Below are 17,597 nucleotides of genomic sequence, written 5' to 3'. Positions count from 1 at the left end.
CTTTCAGCAAGGAGCGTGAAACCTCCCGGAAGAGGTTTCACGCTCCCTCAGGAGGGGTCTCAGCAGCTCGACTTGCCGGCGTAGAGCGCCAGGGCGGTGTTCGAGCCGAGGGTGGCGGTGAACTGTCCGGCGGAGTTCACGCTCACCGTGGTGTTGTGCTGCACGTCGCAGTACGTGCCGGCGGCCAGCGAGGTCTGGTAGGTCCTGGTCAGGCTGCCGGTCTCGTGGTTGATCGCCACATAGCCCCTGCCGCCCCGGCCGAACGCGATCGCGTTGTTGCCGTCGTCCCACCAGTTGGTGACCGCCTGGCCGCGGGTCGCGTTGCGGAAGGCGACCATCGACTTGATCTCGGGCCAGGCGTGCTGGCACTTCCAGCCGTTCTGCCAGCAGGCGCTCACCGCGCCGCCGTCGGGCGGCCCGGCGTCGGCGTCCGACCACTCGTAGCCGGAGTTGATGTCGGGGGCGCCGTAGGGCCAGGCGAGCATGAAGACGTTGGCCAGGGTGTAGTCGGCGCCGTTCTTGTAGTTCAGCGTGCTGCCGTTGCGCTCGGTGTCGTGGTTGTCCACGAAGACGCCGGCGACCGAGCTGTTCAGATAGCCCCAGCCCTCGCCGTAGTTGGCGAGGTACGCGAGCTTCTCGCTGGTGAAGACGCGCTTGAGGTCGTAGGCGTAGCGGAACTCCTGGACGTCCCCGTTGCCGGTGTACTCGGCGGGCTGGACGGCCTCGCCCGCCCCGTAGATGACCTCCTGCTTCCAGTAGGCGGCGGGGTTGGCCAGCCGGCTCTTGATGTCGGCGAGGTCGGCGGCGGGGATGTGCTTGGCCGCGTCGATGCGGAAGCCGTCCACGCCGAGGGTGAGCAGGTCGTTCAGGTACCCGGCGATCGTCTTGCGGACGTACTCCTCGCCGGTGTCCAGGTCGGCCAGGCCGACGAGTTCGCAGTGCTGGACGTTCCAGCGGTCCTGGTAGTTGCTGATCCGGGACGTGCAGTCGTCGAAGTCGTAGGAGGAGTAGAGGCCGGGGTAGTCGTACTTCGTGTACGAAGAGCCGCCGGTGCCGGTCCCGGCGCCCGCCGACATGTGGTTGACGACGGTGTCGACGACGACCTTCACTCCGGCCGCGTGGCAGGTGCTCACCATGTTCCGGAACGCCGTGCGGTCGCCGAGGCGGCCCGCGATCTTGTACGACACCGGCTGGTACGAGGTCCACCACTGCGCGCCCTGTATGTGCTCGGCGGGCGGGGAGACCTGGACGTATCCGTAGCCGGCGGGGCCGAGGGTGCTGGTGCACTCCTTGGCCACCGAGGCGTAGTTCCACTCGAAGAGGACGGCGGTGACGTCCTTGGTGCCGGGCGGGGACGCCTGTGCGGTCGTCGGGTTCATGCCAATCAGAAGGGTGGCGGCGAGGGCTGCCGCCGCGGGGAGGGCTCTGCGTGCCATGTGGGGGTCCTTCGTCTTTGAAGGCGCTTGCTGAAATGTTTCAGCAAACTTGCGGTGACGCAGATGTTAAAGGCCCGCTGTCCGAAAGACAGCGGGCCGTTGTGAAGTTGATGCAAGAACTTTCAGACGGGGCGTCAGACCGCCGTGGACCACCACACCGTGGTGTCGGCCGGCACCTTCGCCTCGCCGCCGGTCTCGGCCACCTCGCCGCTGGCGAGCAGCGCGCGGCCGTAGGCCGGGGTCGTCACGGACTCGCCCGTGGTGTTGGTGACGCACACGAACTCGCCCCGGCGGAAGGCCAGGACGCCCTCCGGCGCGCGCAGCCACTCCACCGCGTCGCCCGCCCCCAGGCCGGGCTGCGAGCGGCGCAGGCCGAGCGCCGAGCGGTACAGCTCCAGCGTCGAGTCCGGTACGCCCGTCTGCGCCTCGACGCTCAGCCCGGCCCAGCTCCCCGGCTGCGGCAGCCAGCTGCCGCCGCTGCCGAAGCCGTACGACGCGCCCGCGCGGGTCCACGGGATCGGCACCCGGCAGCCGTCGCGGAAGCCGTCCTGGCCGGCGCCCCGGAAGTAGGCGGGGTCCTGGCGCACCTCGTCGGGCAGGTCCACGACGTCCGGCAGGCCCAGCTCCTCGCCCTGGTAGATGTACGCCGAGCCGGGCAGGGCGAGCATCAGGAGGGTGGCGGCGCGGGCGCGGCGCAGGCCCAGGTCCCGGTCCCCGGCCGTGCGGATCTGGGTGCCGAGGCCGGGCGGGTTGGCGAACCGGGTGGCGTGCCGGGTGACGTCGTGGTTGGACAGCACCCAGGTGGCGGGGGCGCCGACGGGGCGCATGGCCTCCAGGGTGCGGTCGATGACCGTACGGAGCTCCTCCGCGTCCCAGCCGGTGCTCAGGTACTGGAAGTTGAAGGCCTGGTGGAGTTCATCGGGGCGGACGTAGCGGGCGGTGCGCTCGACCGTCGGGGTCCAGGCCTCCGCGACGAAGATCCGCTCCCCCGCGTACTCGTCGAGGATCGTGCGCCACTGCCGGTAGATGGCGTGCACGCCGTCCTGGTCGAAGAACGGCATGACATCGTTGCCCAGCAGTTTGAGCTGGTCGTGGTCGCCGAGGTCGGGCAGGCCGTCCGCCTTGACCAGGCCGTGGGCGACGTCGATACGGAAGCCGTCCACGCCCATGTCCAGCCAGAAGCGGAGGATGGAGCGGAACTCGTCGCCGACGGCCGGGTGCTTCCAGTTGAAGTCCGGCTGCTCCGGGGCGAAGAGGTGGAGGTACCACGCGCCGGGCGTGCCGTCCGGTTCGGTGATCCGGGTCCATGCCGGGCCGCCGAAGATGGACTCCCAGTCGTTGGGCGGGAGTTCGCCGTCCTTCCCCTTGCCGGGGCGGAAGTGGTAGCGCTCGCGGAGCGGGGAGCCCGGCCCCTCGGCGAGGGCGCGCTTGAACCACTCGTGCTGGTCGGAGGAGTGGTTCGGGACGAGGTCGACGATGACGCGCAGGCCGTGCGCGTGGGCGTCGCGGATGAGCGCGTCGGCGTCCAGCAGGGAGCCGAACATGGGGTCGACGGCCCGGTAGTCGGCCACGTCGTAGCCGGCGTCGGCCTGCGGGGAGGCGTAGAAGGGGCTCAGCCACACGGCGTCGACGCCGAGGTCGCGCAGATAGGGCAGGCGGGAGCGTACGCCCTCCAGATCGCCCATGCCGTCGCCGTTGCTGTCGGCGAAGCTGCGCGGATAGACCTGGTAGATGACCGCGTCCCGCCACCAGTCGCGGCGGTCGGCGACGGTGGCGGCGGCGAAGTGGCGGGCCGGTGCGGCGGAGTGCTGCTGGCTCATGGCGTCCTTGATACGAGACGGGGCATGGGGTCGGGCGTGGGTCCGGCGGGCGGGCCGGGCGGAGTCCGGGGCGGAGGCGGGGCCGGGGCGGGCGGCGCGGCGGCGGTTACCGGGCGGGCCGCGGTGACAGCGGGGTCGGTTCGTCACCGCGGCCCGGCCGCCCGCGCGGGTCAGGCGCGCGGGAGCCTTGCTGCGCCGGGCGTCAGCCCTTGGTGCCGCCGGCGGTGAGGCCGGTGACGAGGTTCTTCTGCACGAGGTAGAAGAAGAAGGTCACGGGTATCGCGATCAGCACGGCGGTGGCGGCCATGTAGTTCCACTGCGCGTCGTGCTCGCTGACGAAGCTCTGCAGGCCGACGGCGAAGGTGTACTTGGAGTCGTCCAGCATGAACGTGGTCGCGAAGGCGACCTCGCCGACGGCGGTGATGAAGTTGTAGAACGCGGCCACGGCCAGGCCCGGTCGGGCCAGCGGCAGGATGAGCCGGAAGAAGGTGCCGAAGGGCGAGAGCCCGTCCACCCGGCCGGCCTCGTCGATCTCGAAGGGGATGGTGTCGAAGTACCCCTTGAGCAGCCAGGCGCTGTACGGCACCGCGGTCGAGCAGTTGATGATGATCAGCGCCCAGTAGCTGTCGATGAGGCCGAGTTCGCTGAAGATCTCGTACATCGGCACGATCAGGATGGCGATCGGGAAGGCCTGGGTGAGCAGCAGGACCCACATCAGCTGCTTGTAGCCGGGGAAGCGCATCCGGGAGACCGCGTAGCCGGTGGTGGCGGCGACGAAGACGCCGATGAGCGTGGTGCCGAGGGCCACGATCATCGTCGACTCGAACCAGTCGAAGAACGCGGTGTGCTCCAGCACGTAGCTGTAGTTGGAGAAGGTCAGCTTGCCCGCGATCTCACCCGGGTGCAGGTAGTCCTGCTTGTCCGGGCCGAGGGAGAGGTAGAACAGCCAGGCCACCGGGGCCAGGGCGATCAGGCTCGCCACGACGAGGCCGCCGTGCAGCAGGGCCGCGCCCAGCGGGCCGCGCTCGCCGCGCCGGCGGACGCGGCGTCCGGACGCGGGGGCGGGGGCCGGCGCGGTGTCGGTCTTGTCCAGGGTCTGGGTGCTCATGGCTCGGGCTCCTGCGGCGTCAGACGGCGAGCTGGTCATTGCGCTTCAGCCAGCGGAAGTAGAAGGAGGTGAAGACGGTCAGGATCGACAGCAGCAGCACGCCGTACGCGGCGGACTGGGCGAAGTCGCGCGGCTGCTGGCCGAAGCCCAGCTGGTAGGCCCAGGTGACGAGGATCTGGGCGTCCGGGGCCGAGTTCTTGCCGAACAGCAGGAAGATGATGACGAACTGGTTGAACGTCCAGATGATGCCGAGCAGGATCACGGTGGAGCTGACCGAGCGCAGGCCGGGCAGGGTCACGTGCCGGAAGCGCTGCCAGGCACTCGCGCCGTCCATCTCGGCGGCCTCGTAGAGGGTGGAGTCGATGGACTGCAGGCCGCCGAGCAGCGAGAGCATCATGAACGGCACACCGCACCAGGTGTTGACCATGATCGCGGCGAAGCGCTGCCAGAAGGGGTCGTCGAGCCACTGCGGCTGGGGCAGACGGAGCGAGCCGAGCAGCTGGTTGATCACACCGGAGTCGGCGAGCATGATCCGCCAGGAGAAGACGGTCACGAAGGTCGGCACGGCCCAGGGCAGGACGAGCAGCAGCCGGTAGACGGTGCGGCCGCGCAGCTTCTGGTCGAGCATGAGCGCGAGGCCGAGGCCGAGGCCGTAGTGCAGGGCCACACAGGCGACCGTCCAGAAGACGGTCCACAGGAAGTGCGACCAGAACCGGTCGTAGGCCGTCGGGCCGAACAGGATGTCCTGGTAGTTGTCGAGGCCGATGAACTTGTAGGTGGCGTCGATGTGGTTGACGCCGATCGTGCGCGCCGAGTTGAGGCTGTTGGCGTCGGTGAGGGTGAGGTAGAAGCCGCGTACGAGCGGGTAGCCCACGAGGGCGCCCAGCACGACGACCACCGGGGCGATCATCGCGTAGGCGTACCAGTACTTCTGGAGGCCGTGTCTGATGCGCTGCCCCAGCCCGGGCCGAGGCGCGCGGTCACCGCGGCGCTTGCCGGTCGCGCGGTCGATGGCGACTGTCATGGTTCGACACCTTCATGGTTCAAGGAGTGGGGGCCGGGCACAGGGCGGTGGCCGTCGGATCCTTCCCCCCTTTCGTACCGGGAGGATCCGACGGCCACACGGGCTCACTTGCTGAAGTCGGGCACCAGCTTGCCGATGGCCAGCTCGGCGTTGCCCAGGCCCTTGTCCAGCGACTCGCTGCCGCCGGCGATCTTGGGCAGCTCGGTGTCGAGCGGCGTCCACAGCGAGCTGTACTCGGGCAGCGCCGGGCGCGGCTGGGCGGCGGACAGGACGCCCTGGTAGCCGGCGATGCCCGGGTCGGCCTTGACCCGCGCGGTGTAGGCGTCGGAGCGGGTGGGCAGGGTGGAGTTCTTCAGCGCGACGGTCTCCTGGGCCTTCGCCGAGGTCATGAAGTTCACGAACTTCAGGGCCGCTGCCTGGTGGGCCTTGTCGGAGCCGGCGTAGACCGAGAGGTTGTGGCCGCCGGTCGGGGCGCCCGCCTTGCCGGAGGCGCCGGCCGGAACGGCGGCGATGCCGAGGTTGGACTTGTCCTTGAAGGCCGAGCCCTTGTAGAAGTTCGTGATCTCCCAGGGGCCCTGGAGGATCGCGGCGACCTTGCCGTTGACGAACGCGTCCTGCGCGTGGGCGTAGGAGTCGGCGGTGATGTCGGCCTTGTGCAGGCCCTTGCCGGAGAACAGGCTCAGCCAGGTGGCGTAGCCCTTCTTGGCGGCGGCCGAGTCGACGGTGATCTTCTTGGCGGCGACGTCGACGGTGTCGGCGCCCTCGCCGTAGAGGAAGGGCTGGGCGTAGTACGCCTTGGCGGAGCCCCAGTAGCCGTCCACCCCGGCCTTGTCCTTGACCTTGGCGGCGGCGCTCTTCAGCTCGGCCCAGGTGGTGGGGGCCTCGGTGATGCCGGCCTTCTTGAACAGGGCCTTGTTGTAGACCAGGGCGAGGGTGTCGGTGACCAGCGGGACGCCGTAGGTCTTGCCCTCGTACTGGGCCTGCTTGATCAGCTTCGGCTCGAACTCGGCCTGGTCGGCGAGGGCCTCGGTGCCGTCGAGCGGCAGGAAGAAGCCCTTCTTGGCGAAGGCGGGGGTCCAGCCGACCTCGGAGCGCAGCACGTCCGGGGCGCCGGTGGCGCCGGCCGCGGTGTCGAACTTGTTCTGCGCCTGGTCGAAGGGGACGTTGACGTACTTGACCTTGATGTCCTTGTTCGCCGCTTCGAACTGCTGGACAAGGGCCTTGTACGTCGGCGCCTCATTGGTGGCGTTGGAGGTGTCCCACCAGGTGATGGTGACCGGGCCGTCCGACTTCCCGCTGTCGCTGTCGCTCCCGCCGCACGCCGTCGCCGTCAGGGCGAGGGACGCCACCAGCGCGGAGGCCGCTATGCCACGCCGCATGAGTTCTCCTTGAGGGTTAAGCCCGAGTGGTACAGAGGGGCGGTCCCGTCCGCCGTCCCTGCGACTTGCCGACTGCGCCGTTGCCGCGGCCGGGCGACTGGGAACGTAACAGCGATGTAAGCGCCGCGAAAGACCTTGCAGAAAAAAAGTGCAAGAGGACACGATGGTTACCCGGCCGTGACCGCCCGGCGACCGTGACGAAACCCCGTAGTGCAGGCACTGAGCGGCAGGGACGACACTTGTGCAAGACTCTGCAAGCTCTTGCCATCATGAATCCGAGGGAGCGCGATGACGCAGCAACCCGCGGCAGGCCGCCCGGCCGCCCGCGCCCGGCGTCCGGCCGGTGTGCAAGGGCGCATACGACCGGTACAGTCCAGTGGCGTGACCACACGGCTTGCTGACATCGCTGCGCAGGCGGGGGTGAGCGAAGCGACCGTCAGCAGGGTCCTCAACGGGAAGCCGGGCGTCGCCGCCACCACCCGCCAGTCCGTGCTCGCCGCACTGGACGTGCTGGGCTACGAGCGCCCGGTCCGGCTGCGGCAGCGCAGCGAGGGCCTGGTCGGGCTGATCACGCCGGAGCTGGAGAACCCGATATTCCCGGCCCTGGCCCAGGTCATCGGCCAGGCGCTGACCCGCCAGGGCTATACCCCGGTGCTCGCCACCCAGACCCCGGGCGGGTCGACCGAGGACGAGCTGACCGAGATGCTGGTGGACCGCGGGGTCGCCGGGATCATCTATGTCTCCGGACTGCACGCGGACACCACGGCGGACATGCAGCGCTATGAGCGGCTGCGCGCGCAGGGCGTGCCGTTCGTTCTGGTGGACGGGTTCTCGCCGAAGGTGCAGGCGCCGTTCATCTCCCCCGACGACCGGGCCGCGATGACGCTCGCGGTGACGCATCTGGTGTCGCTGGGGCACACCCGGATCGGGCTGGCCCTCGGGCCGAAGCGGTTCGTGCCCGTGCAGCGCAAGATCGACGGTTTCGTCCGGGCGGTGCAGGACCAGCTGGGGCTGGCCGCGCGGACCGTCGAGACCGAGCTGGTCCAGCACTCGCTGTACACGCTGGAGGGCGGCCAGGCGGCGGCGACGGCACTGATCGAGCGGGACTGCACGGCGGTGGTCTGCGCCAGCGACATGATGGCGCTCGGCGCGATACGGGCGGCCAGGCAGCGCGGGCTCCAGGTGCCCCGGGACGTGTCCGTGGTCGGGTTCGACGACTCCCCGCTGATCGCCTTCACCGATCCGCCGCTGACCACGGTCCGCAAGCCGGTCCCGGCGATGGGGCAGGCCGCGGTGCGCACGCTGCTGGAGGAGATCGGCGGGACACCGGCGCCGCACAGTGAATTCGTGTTCATGCCGGAGCTGGTGGTGCGCGGGTCCACCGCGTCCGCACCGCATCTCCTCCGTACGTCGTAGAAGGTGCGCCCCGGACCCGACCTTGGGATGATCGGGCGAGAAGGCCTTTTCTGGCAGACTCTGTTCCTATGACTGACTCGACCGTGACGGAGCCGGAAGGTCGCGAGGAGGTGGCCGTTCCGCAGGAGCGCACGGGCGAGGACAGACAGGGTCCGCTGGGCCGGCTGCGGCGCCCGCGGCGGCCCCGGCTGTGGTTCGAGATCCTTCTGATCGCGGTGAGTTACTGGACGTACTCACTGATCCGCAACGCCGTACCGGAGCAGCGGGGCAAGGCCCTGCGCAACGCGGACTGGATCTGGCGCGTCGAGCACGATCTGGGCATCGCCGTCGAGCAGTCGGTCAACCACGCCGTGAACTCGGTGAATTGGCTCATCATCGGGATGAACTACTACTACGCCACGCTGCACTTCGTCATCACGCTCGGGGTGCTGGTGTGGCTGTACCGATGGCATCCCGGGCGGTACGCGGCGACCCGCCTCGTCCTCTTCGCGACCACGGGTGTGGCCCTGGTCGGCTACTACCTGTTCCCCCTCGCGCCGCCCCGGCTGATGCGCGGCGGGCACTTCGTGGACACCGTGATGGTGCACCACACCTGGGGTTCGATGGCCTCCGGCGACCTCAAGCACATGTCCAACCAGTACGCGGCGATGCCGTCGATGCACATCGGCTGGTCGCTGTGGTGCGGGCTGACCGTCTTCGCGCTGGCGTCGGTGCCGTGGGCGCGGGTGCTGGGGCTGCTGTATCCGGCGACCACCCTCGTGGTGATCGTTGCCACGGCCAACCACTTCTGGCTGGACGCGGTGGGCGGCATGCTCTGCCTGGGCTTCGGGTTCGCGGTGGCCCGGGTCTGGTACGGCAGCCTGCCGTACGCGCTGCCCCGGGTGGTGCCGGGGCGGGGGCCGGGGCCGGCCCGGGCCCTGACGTCGTAGGGCAGGCCCTGACGTGGGGAGGCAGGCGCTGACGTCGTAGGGCAGGCCCTGACGTGGTGAGGCAGGCCCGGACGTCGTAGGGCCCGGGCTTTGTCGTCTGAAGCTCGGAATTTGTCGTCGTACGGCTCAGGCCCTGTCGTCGTAGAACAGTTCCTCCACGACCGTGCGCGCCCGGCGGGCGGTGCGGCGGTACGCGTCCAGCATGTCCCCGACGTGCCCGGAGCCGTAACCCAGGTAGCGGCCGACGGCGGCCAGTTCGCGCGGCTCGGTGGGGAACGTGTCCCCGGCCCGGCCGCGGACCAGCATGACCGCGTTGCGCACCCGGGTGGCCAGCACCCATGCCTCGTCCAGGGTCTCCGTGTCCTCGGCGGACAGCAGCCCGGCCTCGCGGGCGGCGGCCAGGGCCTGGCGGGTGCGGGTGGTGCGCAGGGCCGGCTCGCGGTGGGCGTGGCGCAGCTGGAGCAGCTGGACGGTCCACTCGACGTCGGACAGGCCGCCGGGGCCGAGCTTGGTGTGCAGCTTGGGGTCGGCGCCGCGCGGCAGCCGCTCGGACTCCATCCGCGCCTTCAGCCGGCGGATCTCGCGGACGGCGTCCTCCGCCAGCCCCTGCCGGGGGTAGCGCAGCGGGTCGATCAGCTCCGTGAAGCGCCGCCCCAGGTCCTCGTCGCCGGCGAACGGCTCGGCCCGCAGCAGCGCCTGCGACTCCCAGACCAGGGACCAGCGGCGGTAGTACGCCTCGTACGACTTCAGGGTGCGCACCAGCGGGCCCGACTTGCCCTCCGGGCGCAGGTCGGCGTCGATGAGCAGCGGCGGGTCGGCGCTGGGCAGCTGGAGCAGCCGGCGCATCTCGGCGACGACCTTGTGGGCGGCGGCGGACGCCTCCTGCTCGTCCACGCCGTCCTGGGGCTCGTGCACGAACAGCACGTCGGCGTCGGAGCCGTAGCCCAGTTCGTGTCCGCCGAAGCGGCCCATTCCGATGATCGCGAACCGGGTGGGCAGGGTGTCACCCCAGCCCTCCCGGACGACCGCGCGCAGGGTGCCGGCCAGGGTGGCGGCGGTGAGGTCGGAGACGGCCGCGCCGACCCGGTCCACCAGGGCGCCCTGGTCGGCCTCGGCGGGGCTGGTCTCGGTGCCGTAGGAGCCGACGATGTCGGCGGCGGCGGTGCGGAACAGCTCGCGGCGGCGCACGCCGCGGGCCGCCGTGACGCCCTGCACGGCGTTCTGCGCGCGGCCCACGGCCGCCAGGATCTCCTGCTCCAGCTGGGCGCGGTCGCGGGGGGCCAGGCCGCCGCCGAGTGCCGACGGGCCCGCGCCGGTGCCGTCGCCGAGCAGGGCGACCGCCTCCGGGGCGCGCATCAGCAGGTCCGGGGCGAGGCGGCCCGCCGACAGCACGCGGGCCAGGTTCTCCGCCGCCGCGCCCTCGTCGCGCAGCAGGCGCAGGTACCAGGGGGTCTTGCCGAGCGCGTCGGAGACCTTGCGGAAGTTCAGCAGGCCGGCGTCCGGGTCGGCGGAGTCGGCGAACCAGCCGAGCAGGACCGGGAGCAGGGTGCGCTGGATCGCCGCCTTGCGCGTCACGCCGGACGCCAGCGCCTCCAGGTGGCGCAGGGCCGCCGCCGGGTCCGCGTAGCCGAGCGCCACCAGGCGGGCTCGGGCCGCCTCGGCGCTCAGGCGGGCCTCGCCCGGCGCCAGTTGGGCGACCGCGTCGAGCAGCGGGCGGTAGAAGAGCTTCTCGTGCAGCCGGCGCACCACGCCGGTGTGCCGCCGCCACTCGCGGTTCAGCTCGGCCGCCGGGTCGGTGCGCAGGCCCAGGGAGCGGCCCAGGCGGCGCCGGTCGGCCTCGGCCACGGGGACGAGGTGGGTGCGGCGCAGGCGGTACAGCTGGATGCGGTGCTCCATGGAGCGCAGGAAGCGGTACGCCTCGTCCAGGCGGGCGGCGTCCTCGCGGCCCACGTAGCCGCCGGCGGCGAGCGCCTGGAGGGCGTCGAGGGTGGTGCCGCTGCGCAGGGACGGATCGGTGCGGCCGTGCACCAACTGGAGGAGCTGTACGGCGAATTCGACGTCGCGCAGGCCGCCGGGGCCGAGCTTGAGCTCGCGGTCGATCTCGGCGGCGGGGATGTTCTCGACCACCCGCCGGCGCATCTTCTGGACGTCCGCCACGAAGTTCTCGCGGTCCGCCGCCTTCCAGACGAGGGGTTCCAGCGCGTCGAGGTACGCCCGGCCGAGTTCCGTGTCGCCGGCCACCGGGCGGGCCTTGAGGAGGGCCTGGAACTCCCAGGTCTTCGCCCAGCGTTGGTAGTAGGCGAGGTGGCTGCTGAGGGTGCGGACGAGGGGGCCGTTGCGGCCCTCGGGGCGGAGGTTGGCGTCGACCGGCCAGATGGAGCCCTCGACGGTCGTCTCGGAGCAGATCCGCATGAGGTGGGAGGCGAGTCTCGTCGCTGCTCCGAGGGCCTTGGCCTCGGGGGTGTCCCCGGCCGGCTCCGCCACGAAGATCACGTCCACGTCGGAGACGTAGTTCAGCTCGTGGCCGCCGCACTTGCCCATCGCGATCACCGCGAGGCGGCAGGCGGCGGCGTCCTCGGGCGCGGCGCGTTCGGCCAGGGCGAGGGCGGCGCGGAGGGTGGCGGTGGCCAGGTCCGCGAGTTCGGCGGCGGTCTGCGCCACGTCCGTGGTGCCGCAGACGTCCCGGGCGGCGATCGAGAGCAGGCAGCGGCGGTAGGCCACGCGCAGGGCCACCGGGTCGGCGGCCTCCGCCAGGCCGCGCGCGAACTCCGCGACGCCCGGGTGGAGGTCGTGCGGCTCGTACATGACCAGGGCCTGCCAGTCGCTGGGGTGGCGGGCCAGGTGGTCGGCGAGGGCGGCGGAGGCGCCCAGGACGCCCAGCAGGCGGTCGCGCAGCGGTTTGGCCGCGATGAGGGTGTCCAGCAGTTCACGGTGGGCCGTGGGGCCGTCCTGGGCCTCGACCATGCGGGCCAGGCCGTGCAGGGCGAGGTCGGGGTCGGCGGTGGCGCCCAGGGCCTCCAGGAGGACCGGGTCGTTGCGGACGGGGGCCAGCTCGGGGCCCTCCAGGAGGCGCTCGGCGGCGGCGGGGTCGGTGAAGCCGTGTCGCAGCAGACGGGTGAAGGTGCTGCTCCTGCGCCCCGGCGTCATGTCCGTGGCCTCCCCTTCGGGTGCTCGGTGTCCTGGCCAGAGCCTAACCGGAGGGGGCGTGTCTGGCCTCGCCCACGGGAGGGTGGTGGCTTGCTTCGGGTACGGGAGGGTGGTGGCTTGCTTCGGGCGCGGGTGGGGTGGGGTGGCTTACTTCGGCTGCGGGTGGGGTGGCTTGGCTTCGGCCGCGCGCGGGTGGGCTGGCTTGGCTTCGCCCACGGGAGGGTGGTGGCTTGCTTCGGGCGCGGCTGCGGGTGGGGTGGGGTGGCTTGCTTCGGGTGCGGGTGGGGTGGGGTGGCTTCGGCCGCGGGCGGGTGGGGTGGCTTTGGCCGCGCGCGGGTGGGCTGGCTTTGGCCGCGCGCGGGTGGGCTGGCTTGGCTTCGCCCACGGGAGGGTGGTGGCTTGCTTCGGGTGCGGGGGGGGGTGGGGTGGCTTGCTTCGGCTGCGGGTGGGGTGGGGTGGGGTGGCTTGCTTCGGGTGCGGGTGGGGTGGGGTGGCTTCGGCCGCGGGCGGGTGGCGGCTTGGCTTCGGGTGCGGTCCGTTCGCGCGGGTGGGGCGGTGCCGCGCCGGGTGGTGTCCGTCCTCGGGCCGGCGGGCTGCTTCTGGTGCGGCGCCGGCGTGTGCGCCGGCCGCTGCGGGCGGACACCACCCGGCACGTCCCCTTCCCGCCGTACGCGGCCTCCGGTCCCGAGCAGTTCACCTGATCTTCATCCTTGCGGTTCGGTTGCGTGAGGCGCGGGAATTTTGGCGTGTGCATGCTCTGTCCGCACCGCCAGCCGTCCCCCCTCATCCGGAGGTTGAAGTGTCCGGCAGTTCCCTGCACCGCCGTGCCCGCACCGTCGTGGCGGCCTCGGCGGCCTTCGCCGCTGCCGCGGTCGGGCTGTGGACCGGGCTCGGCGCGGGCTCCGCGCACGCCGCGGGCGCCGTCCCCAGCCCGGACCACGTGGTCGTCGTGGTCTTCGAGAACCACGCGTACAGCCAGGTCATCGGGTCCTCCAGCGCGCCGTACATCAACTCGCTGAAGTCGGGAGGCGCCAACCTGACCCAGTCGTACGCCGAGACCCACCCCAGCCAGCCGAACTACTTCGCGATGTTCTCCGGCTCCACGCAGGGCATCACCGACGACAGCTGCTACACCCCGGGCTTCTCGTCGGCGCCCAACCTGGCGTCCGAGACGATCGCCGCCGGCCGCAGCTGGGCCAGCTACAACGAGACCCTGCCGAGCCAGGGCTCGACGACGTGCAGCAGCGGCAACTACGCGCGCAAGCACAACCCCTGGTTCGGCTTCAGCAATGTGCCGACGTCGACCGCGAGGACCTTCGCCCAGTTCCCGAAGGACTACACGACGCTGCCCCAGCTGTCGTACGTCGTGCCGAACCTGTGCAGCGACATGCACGACTGCTCGGTGTCCAGCGGTGACACCTGGCTGAAGAACAACCTGGGCGCCTACGCGACCTGGGCCAAGACCCACAACAGCCTGCTCGTCGTCACCTTCGACGAGGACAACCGGCTGAGCGGGAACCGGATTCCGACGGTGTTCTACGGGCAGCCGGTCGCCGCCGGTTCCAGTTCCGCGGTCACCTACAACCACTACGACCTGCTGCGCACCCTGGAGGACACCCAGGGCCTGAGCACGCACGCGGGCAACGCGGCCTCCGCCGACGACATCACCGGCATCTGGGCGTCCTGACGTGTACGTAGCGGACAGCCGTGCCCGTACGTCCGCTCATGGTGCCGCCCGGCCTCGTGCCGGGCGGCGCCGTGCCGCGGTCGCGCCGACCGTGTTCGCGCTGGGGACGGTGAGCCTGGTCACCGACGTGTCGTCGGAGATGGTGACGGCGGTGCTGCCGCTGTACCTGGTGACCGGCCTCGGCCTGTCCCCGCTCGGCTTCGGCGTGCTGGACGGGATCTACAACGGGTTCTCGGCGCTCGTACGTCTCGTGGGCGGGCATTTCGCCGACCGGGGCGGCGGGCGGCACAAGTGGGTGGCCGGTCTCGGGTACGGCGTCTCGGCCCTGTGCAAGCCGCTGTTGCTGATGGCCCATTCACTGGCCCCGATCGGGTTCGTGCTCGCCGCCGACCGGACCGGCAAGGGGCTGCGGACGGCTCCGCGCGACGCGTTGATCTCGCTGTCCAGCACGCCGGAGGGGCGGGGGCGGGCGTTCGGGGTGCACCGGGCCATGGACACGGCCGGTGCACTGCTCGGGCCGCTGGTGGCGTTCCTGATCCTGCGGGCCACCGTGGACGGGTACGACGCGGTGTTCACCGTCAGCTTCTGCGTCGCCGTGCTGGGCGTGCTGGTGCTGGTCCTGTTCGTACCGGGCGGGCGGCGCGGGGCGGAGCCGGCCGAGCGGCCGACGGTCCGTGCGGCCCTCGCCCTGCTGCGCCGCCGCGATCTGCGCCGGATCACCGTCTGCGCGCTGCTGCTGGGCCTCGCCACGGTCAGCGACTCCTTCGTCTACCTGCTGCTCCAGCGGCGCCTCGGCGTCCCCGACCGCTGGTTCGCGCTGCTGCCGCTCGGCACGGCCGCCGCCTTCCTGCTGCTGGCGGTGCCCCTCGGGCGGCTCGCGGACCGGGTGGGCCGCTGGACCGTCTTCCTGGCCGGGCACGGCGCCCTGCTCCTCGCCTATGTGCTGCTGCTGACCTCCTGGCACGGCCCGGGTCTGCCGTACGTCGTGCTCGCCCTGCACGGCGCCTTCTACGCGGCGACCGACGGGGTGCTGATGGCCGCCGCCTCGGACAGCGTGCCGGAGGCGCTGCGCTCCTCCGGGCTCGCCGTCGTGCAGACCGGGCAGGCGCTGACCCGGTTCGCCTGTTCGCTGCTGTTCGGCGCCGCCTGGACGGTGTGGGGCGACCGCACCGCGCTGGCGGGGGCGGCGGTGGCGCTGGCCGGGTGTGCCGTGTTCTCCCTGACCCTGCGCCCGAAGGGGGCGATGGCCGCATGACCGTACGCAATCGCGTTCTGATCCTGGTCGCGGCCGTCGCCGTGCTGGCGGCGGTGGGGCTCGCGTCCGTGCTGCACGCCTCCGCGCGGGCCGACCGGCGGGACCGCACCCAGGCCGGCGGACCCAGGGTCACGTCGGGGCCGGTGTCGCTGGGCGGGTCCGGGCGCATGGTGTTCCGGAACATGGCCTGGGGGCCGCACCGGGACGAGCTGACGAGCGTGCCGGCCGCCGACCCGGGCGGCCCGCGCACCGCCTCCGGCCTCAAGTGCCTGCGGTTCTACGCCGCCTCGGGCACGGGAGTCTGTCTGCAGGCCGTGCACGGGCCGGTCTCGGACACCTACCGCGCGCTGATCCTTGACGCCCGGCTGCGCATCGTGGACCGTTACGACGTGCCGGGCATCCCGTCCCGCGCCCGGGTCTCCCCCACCGGGCACCTCGCCGCCTGGACGGCGTTCGTGGGCGGTGACTCGTACGCCGGTACGGACTTCTCCACGCGCGCGGCCGTCGTGGACACCCGCAGCGGAAAGCTGATCCCGTCCCTGGAGACCTTCCGGATCGTCAAGGACGGGCATCCGTACCGGGCGGCTGACGCCAACTTCTGGGGCGTGACGTTCGCGGCGGACGACCGCACCTTCTACGCGACACTGGCGACCGGGGGGCACACGTACCTGGTCCGCGGTGACCTGCCGACCCGTACCGTCACCACCGTGCACGAGAACGTCGAGTGCCCGTCCCTGTCGCCCGACGGCACCCGCATCGCGTACAAGAAGCGGGTCGCCGGACTGCCGAAGGACGCGCCCTGGCGGCTGTACGTCCTGGACCTGCGGACGATGCGGGAGACCCCGCTGGCCGAGTCGCGCAGCGTCGACGACCAGGCGGTGTGGCGGGACGCCCGTACGGTCGTGTACGCGCTGCCCGGGGACTACGGCGCCGATCTGTACCAGGTGCCGGCCGACGGGTCCGGCACGCCGCGGCGGATCAGCCCGGCCGCCGTGTCACCGGCCTACCTCGGCTAGGCGCGGGCGGCACGCACAGGACGGCGAGCACCGCGGCGAGGAGGTAGGCGAGGGCCCCGACGGCCATGCTGGCGCGCAGCCCGGCGCCGTAGTCGGCGCCGGTCGCCAGCAGGCTGCCGCCGAGCGCCACGCCGGTGGCGCTGCCGATCTGGCGGGCGGTGTTGAACAGGGCGGAGGCCGTGCCCGCGTACGACGGGGGCACGGCGCCCATCACGGTGGCGGTCGAGCCGGTCAGGGCGAAGGACGTGCCGAAGCCGGTGGCCATCATCGGGGCCACCAGCAGCGGGTAGGCCGGGTCGGCGCCGGCGGCGGCCCAGCCGGCGAGCCCGAGGGCGCCCAGGAGCATGCCCGAGACCACGAGCGGGCGATGCCCGGTGCGGCGGCTGAGCCTGCCGGACACCACGGAGGCGAACATGGTCATCGCCACCGCCGGGAACAGCGCGAGCCCGGTGCGCAGCGCGCTGTAGCCGCGCTGGTGCTGGAAGTACAGGCTGGCGGTGAACACCATGCCGTAGAAGGCGAAGTTGAAGAGCAGGCCGACGGCGGCCGTGCCGCTCACCGCCCGGGCGCGCAGCAGCCGCGGCGGCAGGGCGGGAGCGCGGGCGAGGCGCTCGCGCAGGGCGAAGGCCGCCACGGCGAGGGCGGCGAGGCCCAGTCCGGCGAGCACGGCGGGGTCGGACCAGCCGCGCCGTCCCGCCTCGTTCAGCCCGGCGGTCAGCAGGGCCACCGCCGCCACCACGGCGCACTGCGCGGGCCAGTCCAGGGCCCGGCCCGCCTGGCGCGGCGAGGCGGCGACGCGCCTCAGCGTCAGCGCGAGGCAGGCCGCGCCGACCGGCAGATTGATCAGGAAGACCCAGCGCCAGCCGGCCGTGGACACCAGCAGCCCGCCCAGCAGCGGCCCGGCGGAGGCCGCGATGCCCGCCATCGACCCCCACAGTCCGAACGCGCGCGAGCGTGCCGCCGGCTCCGGGTAGGCCTCCTGGAGCAGGGCGAGCGAGCCGGGCACGATCAGGGCGGCGCCGAGCCCTTCCACCAGCCGGGCCACGACGAGGAAGGCGGCGCTCGGCGCGAGCGCGCAGGCGGCCGAGGCCAGCGTGAACACCACCACGCCGGAGCAGAAGACGCGCCGGTTGCCCAGCCGGTCGCCCAGCGCGCCGCCGGTCATCAGGAATCCGGCGAAGACCAGGGTGTACCCGTCCGTGATCCACTGGATGCCGGTGAGCGAGGCCGCCAGGTCCCGGCCCACGACGGGCACGGCGACATTGATGATCGTGACGTCCAGGATGACCATGAAGTACCCGGCGCACACGGCCAGCAGCGGAGCCACAGCAAGGATGCTAGGCGCACGGCACCGGCCCGGCGGTGCTCCCCGGGCCGGAG

General features: G+C 72.0%; 12 protein-coding genes. 5 read left to right on the top strand and 7 right to left on the bottom strand.

Annotation, left to right across the window (positions count from 1 at the left end; translation table 11 throughout):
* Positions 1 to 59: 59 nt before the first annotated feature.
* The 5 genes from ACF073_RS14670 to ACF073_RS14650 all read right to left on the bottom strand — a co-directional run bounded on the left by ACF073_RS14670 (position 60) and on the right by ACF073_RS14650 (position 6,767).
* On the bottom strand, positions 60 to 1,436 hold the full coding sequence (locus ACF073_RS14670; RefSeq protein WP_392069800.1) for an alpha-amylase family protein: 1,377 nt from the start codon (positions 1,434 to 1,436) through the stop codon (positions 60 to 62).
* 134 nt (positions 1,437 to 1,570) lie between these two features.
* A complete protein-coding gene (locus tag ACF073_RS14665) occupies positions 1,571 to 3,256 on the bottom strand; it encodes an alpha-amylase family glycosyl hydrolase (RefSeq protein ID WP_392069798.1) in 1,686 nt (561 codons plus the stop codon).
* Positions 3,257 to 3,458: 202 nt separating this feature from the next.
* Positions 3,459 to 4,364 (bottom strand): sugar ABC transporter permease, encoded by a 906-nt coding sequence (locus ACF073_RS14660; protein WP_392069797.1) that lies wholly within the window; start codon positions 4,362 to 4,364, stop codon positions 3,459 to 3,461.
* A 19-nt stretch (positions 4,365 to 4,383) separates the two neighbouring features.
* Positions 4,384 to 5,388 carry a carbohydrate ABC transporter permease gene (locus tag ACF073_RS14655; RefSeq protein WP_392069795.1) on the bottom strand — a complete coding sequence of 335 codons (1,005 nt, stop codon included), beginning with the start codon at positions 5,386 to 5,388 and terminating at the stop codon, positions 4,384 to 4,386.
* A 104-nt stretch (positions 5,389 to 5,492) separates the two neighbouring features.
* Positions 5,493 to 6,767 carry an extracellular solute-binding protein gene (locus tag ACF073_RS14650; RefSeq protein WP_392069793.1) on the bottom strand — a complete coding sequence of 425 codons (1,275 nt, stop codon included), beginning with the start codon at positions 6,765 to 6,767 and terminating at the stop codon, positions 5,493 to 5,495.
* Between the two features lie 381 nt (positions 6,768 to 7,148).
* Between ACF073_RS14650 and ACF073_RS14645 the strand changes: the two genes are divergently transcribed.
* Together ACF073_RS14645 and ACF073_RS14640 are read left to right on the top strand one after the other, a co-directional pair.
* Complete coding sequence (locus ACF073_RS14645) at positions 7,149 to 8,183, top strand: LacI family DNA-binding transcriptional regulator (protein ID WP_392069791.1); 1,035 nt, start codon at positions 7,149 to 7,151, stop codon at positions 8,181 to 8,183.
* Positions 8,184 to 8,251: 68 nt separating this feature from the next.
* Positions 8,252 to 9,112: a phosphatase PAP2 family protein gene (locus ACF073_RS14640; RefSeq protein WP_392069789.1), complete on the top strand. Its 861-nt coding sequence runs from the start codon at positions 8,252 to 8,254 to the stop codon at positions 9,110 to 9,112.
* Positions 9,113 to 9,238: 126 nt separating this feature from the next.
* Here ACF073_RS14640 and ACF073_RS14635 read toward each other — a convergent pair whose 3' ends face one another.
* A complete protein-coding gene (locus ACF073_RS14635; RefSeq protein WP_392069787.1) occupies positions 9,239 to 12,259 on the bottom strand; it encodes a bifunctional [glutamine synthetase] adenylyltransferase/[glutamine synthetase]-adenylyl-L-tyrosine phosphorylase in 3,021 nt (1,006 codons plus the stop codon).
* 799 nt (positions 12,260 to 13,058) lie between these two features.
* Between ACF073_RS14635 and ACF073_RS14630 the strand changes: the two genes are divergently transcribed.
* Genes ACF073_RS14630 through ACF073_RS14620 form a run of 3 tightly spaced genes read left to right on the top strand, consistent with a single transcriptional unit; the run spans position 13,059 to position 16,217 of the window.
* Positions 13,059 to 13,946, top strand: coding sequence for an alkaline phosphatase family protein (locus tag ACF073_RS14630; protein ID WP_392069785.1), 888 nt, complete (start codon positions 13,059 to 13,061; stop codon positions 13,944 to 13,946).
* 1 nt (position 13,947) lies between these two features.
* Positions 13,948 to 15,201 (top strand): MFS transporter, encoded by a 1,254-nt coding sequence (locus ACF073_RS14625; RefSeq protein WP_392069784.1) that lies wholly within the window; start codon positions 13,948 to 13,950, stop codon positions 15,199 to 15,201.
* Positions 15,198 to 16,217 carry a TolB family protein gene (locus tag ACF073_RS14620; RefSeq protein WP_392069782.1) on the top strand — a complete coding sequence of 340 codons (1,020 nt, stop codon included), beginning with the start codon at positions 15,198 to 15,200 and terminating at the stop codon, positions 16,215 to 16,217. The genes ACF073_RS14625 and ACF073_RS14620 overlap by 4 nt, the downstream gene beginning before the upstream one ends.
* Here the strand turns inward: ACF073_RS14620 and ACF073_RS14615 are convergent.
* Positions 16,180 to 17,544, bottom strand: a complete 1,365-nt coding sequence (locus ACF073_RS14615) for an MFS transporter (protein ID WP_392069780.1) — start codon at positions 17,542 to 17,544, stop codon at positions 16,180 to 16,182. The genes ACF073_RS14620 and ACF073_RS14615 overlap by 38 nt on opposite strands.
* Positions 17,545 to 17,597 lie beyond the last annotated feature (53 nt).

The organism is Streptomyces sp. NPDC015171, assembly GCF_043079545.1.
Classification (GTDB): Bacteria; Actinomycetota; Actinomycetes; order Streptomycetales; family Streptomycetaceae; genus Streptomyces.
The sequence above is the reverse complement of the archived record's forward strand: the minus strand, read 5'-3'. Positions and strand labels throughout refer to the sequence as shown.

Bases quoted from the DNA above. Each gene is read 5' to 3' on its own strand.
- ACF073_RS14670 (WP_392069800.1), bottom strand. From the start codon at position 1,436: ATGGCACGCAGAGCCCTCCCCGCGGCGGCAGCCCTCGCCGCCACCCTT.
- ACF073_RS14665 (WP_392069798.1), bottom strand. From the start codon at position 3,256: ATGAGCCAGCAGCACTCCGCCGCACCGGCCCGCCACTTCGCCGCCGCC.
- ACF073_RS14660 (WP_392069797.1), bottom strand. From the start codon at position 4,364: ATGAGCACCCAGACCCTGGACAAGACCGACACCGCGCCGGCCCCCGCC.
- ACF073_RS14655 (WP_392069795.1), bottom strand. From the start codon at position 5,388: ATGACAGTCGCCATCGACCGCGCGACCGGCAAGCGCCGCGGTGACCGC.
- ACF073_RS14650 (WP_392069793.1), bottom strand. From the start codon at position 6,767: ATGCGGCGTGGCATAGCGGCCTCCGCGCTGGTGGCGTCCCTCGCCCTG.
- ACF073_RS14640 (WP_392069789.1), top strand. From the start codon at position 8,252: ATGACTGACTCGACCGTGACGGAGCCGGAAGGTCGCGAGGAGGTGGCC.
- ACF073_RS14635 (WP_392069787.1), bottom strand. From the start codon at position 12,259: ATGACGCCGGGGCGCAGGAGCAGCACCTTCACCCGTCTGCTGCGACAC.
- ACF073_RS14620 (WP_392069782.1), top strand. From the start codon at position 15,198: ATGACCGTACGCAATCGCGTTCTGATCCTGGTCGCGGCCGTCGCCGTG.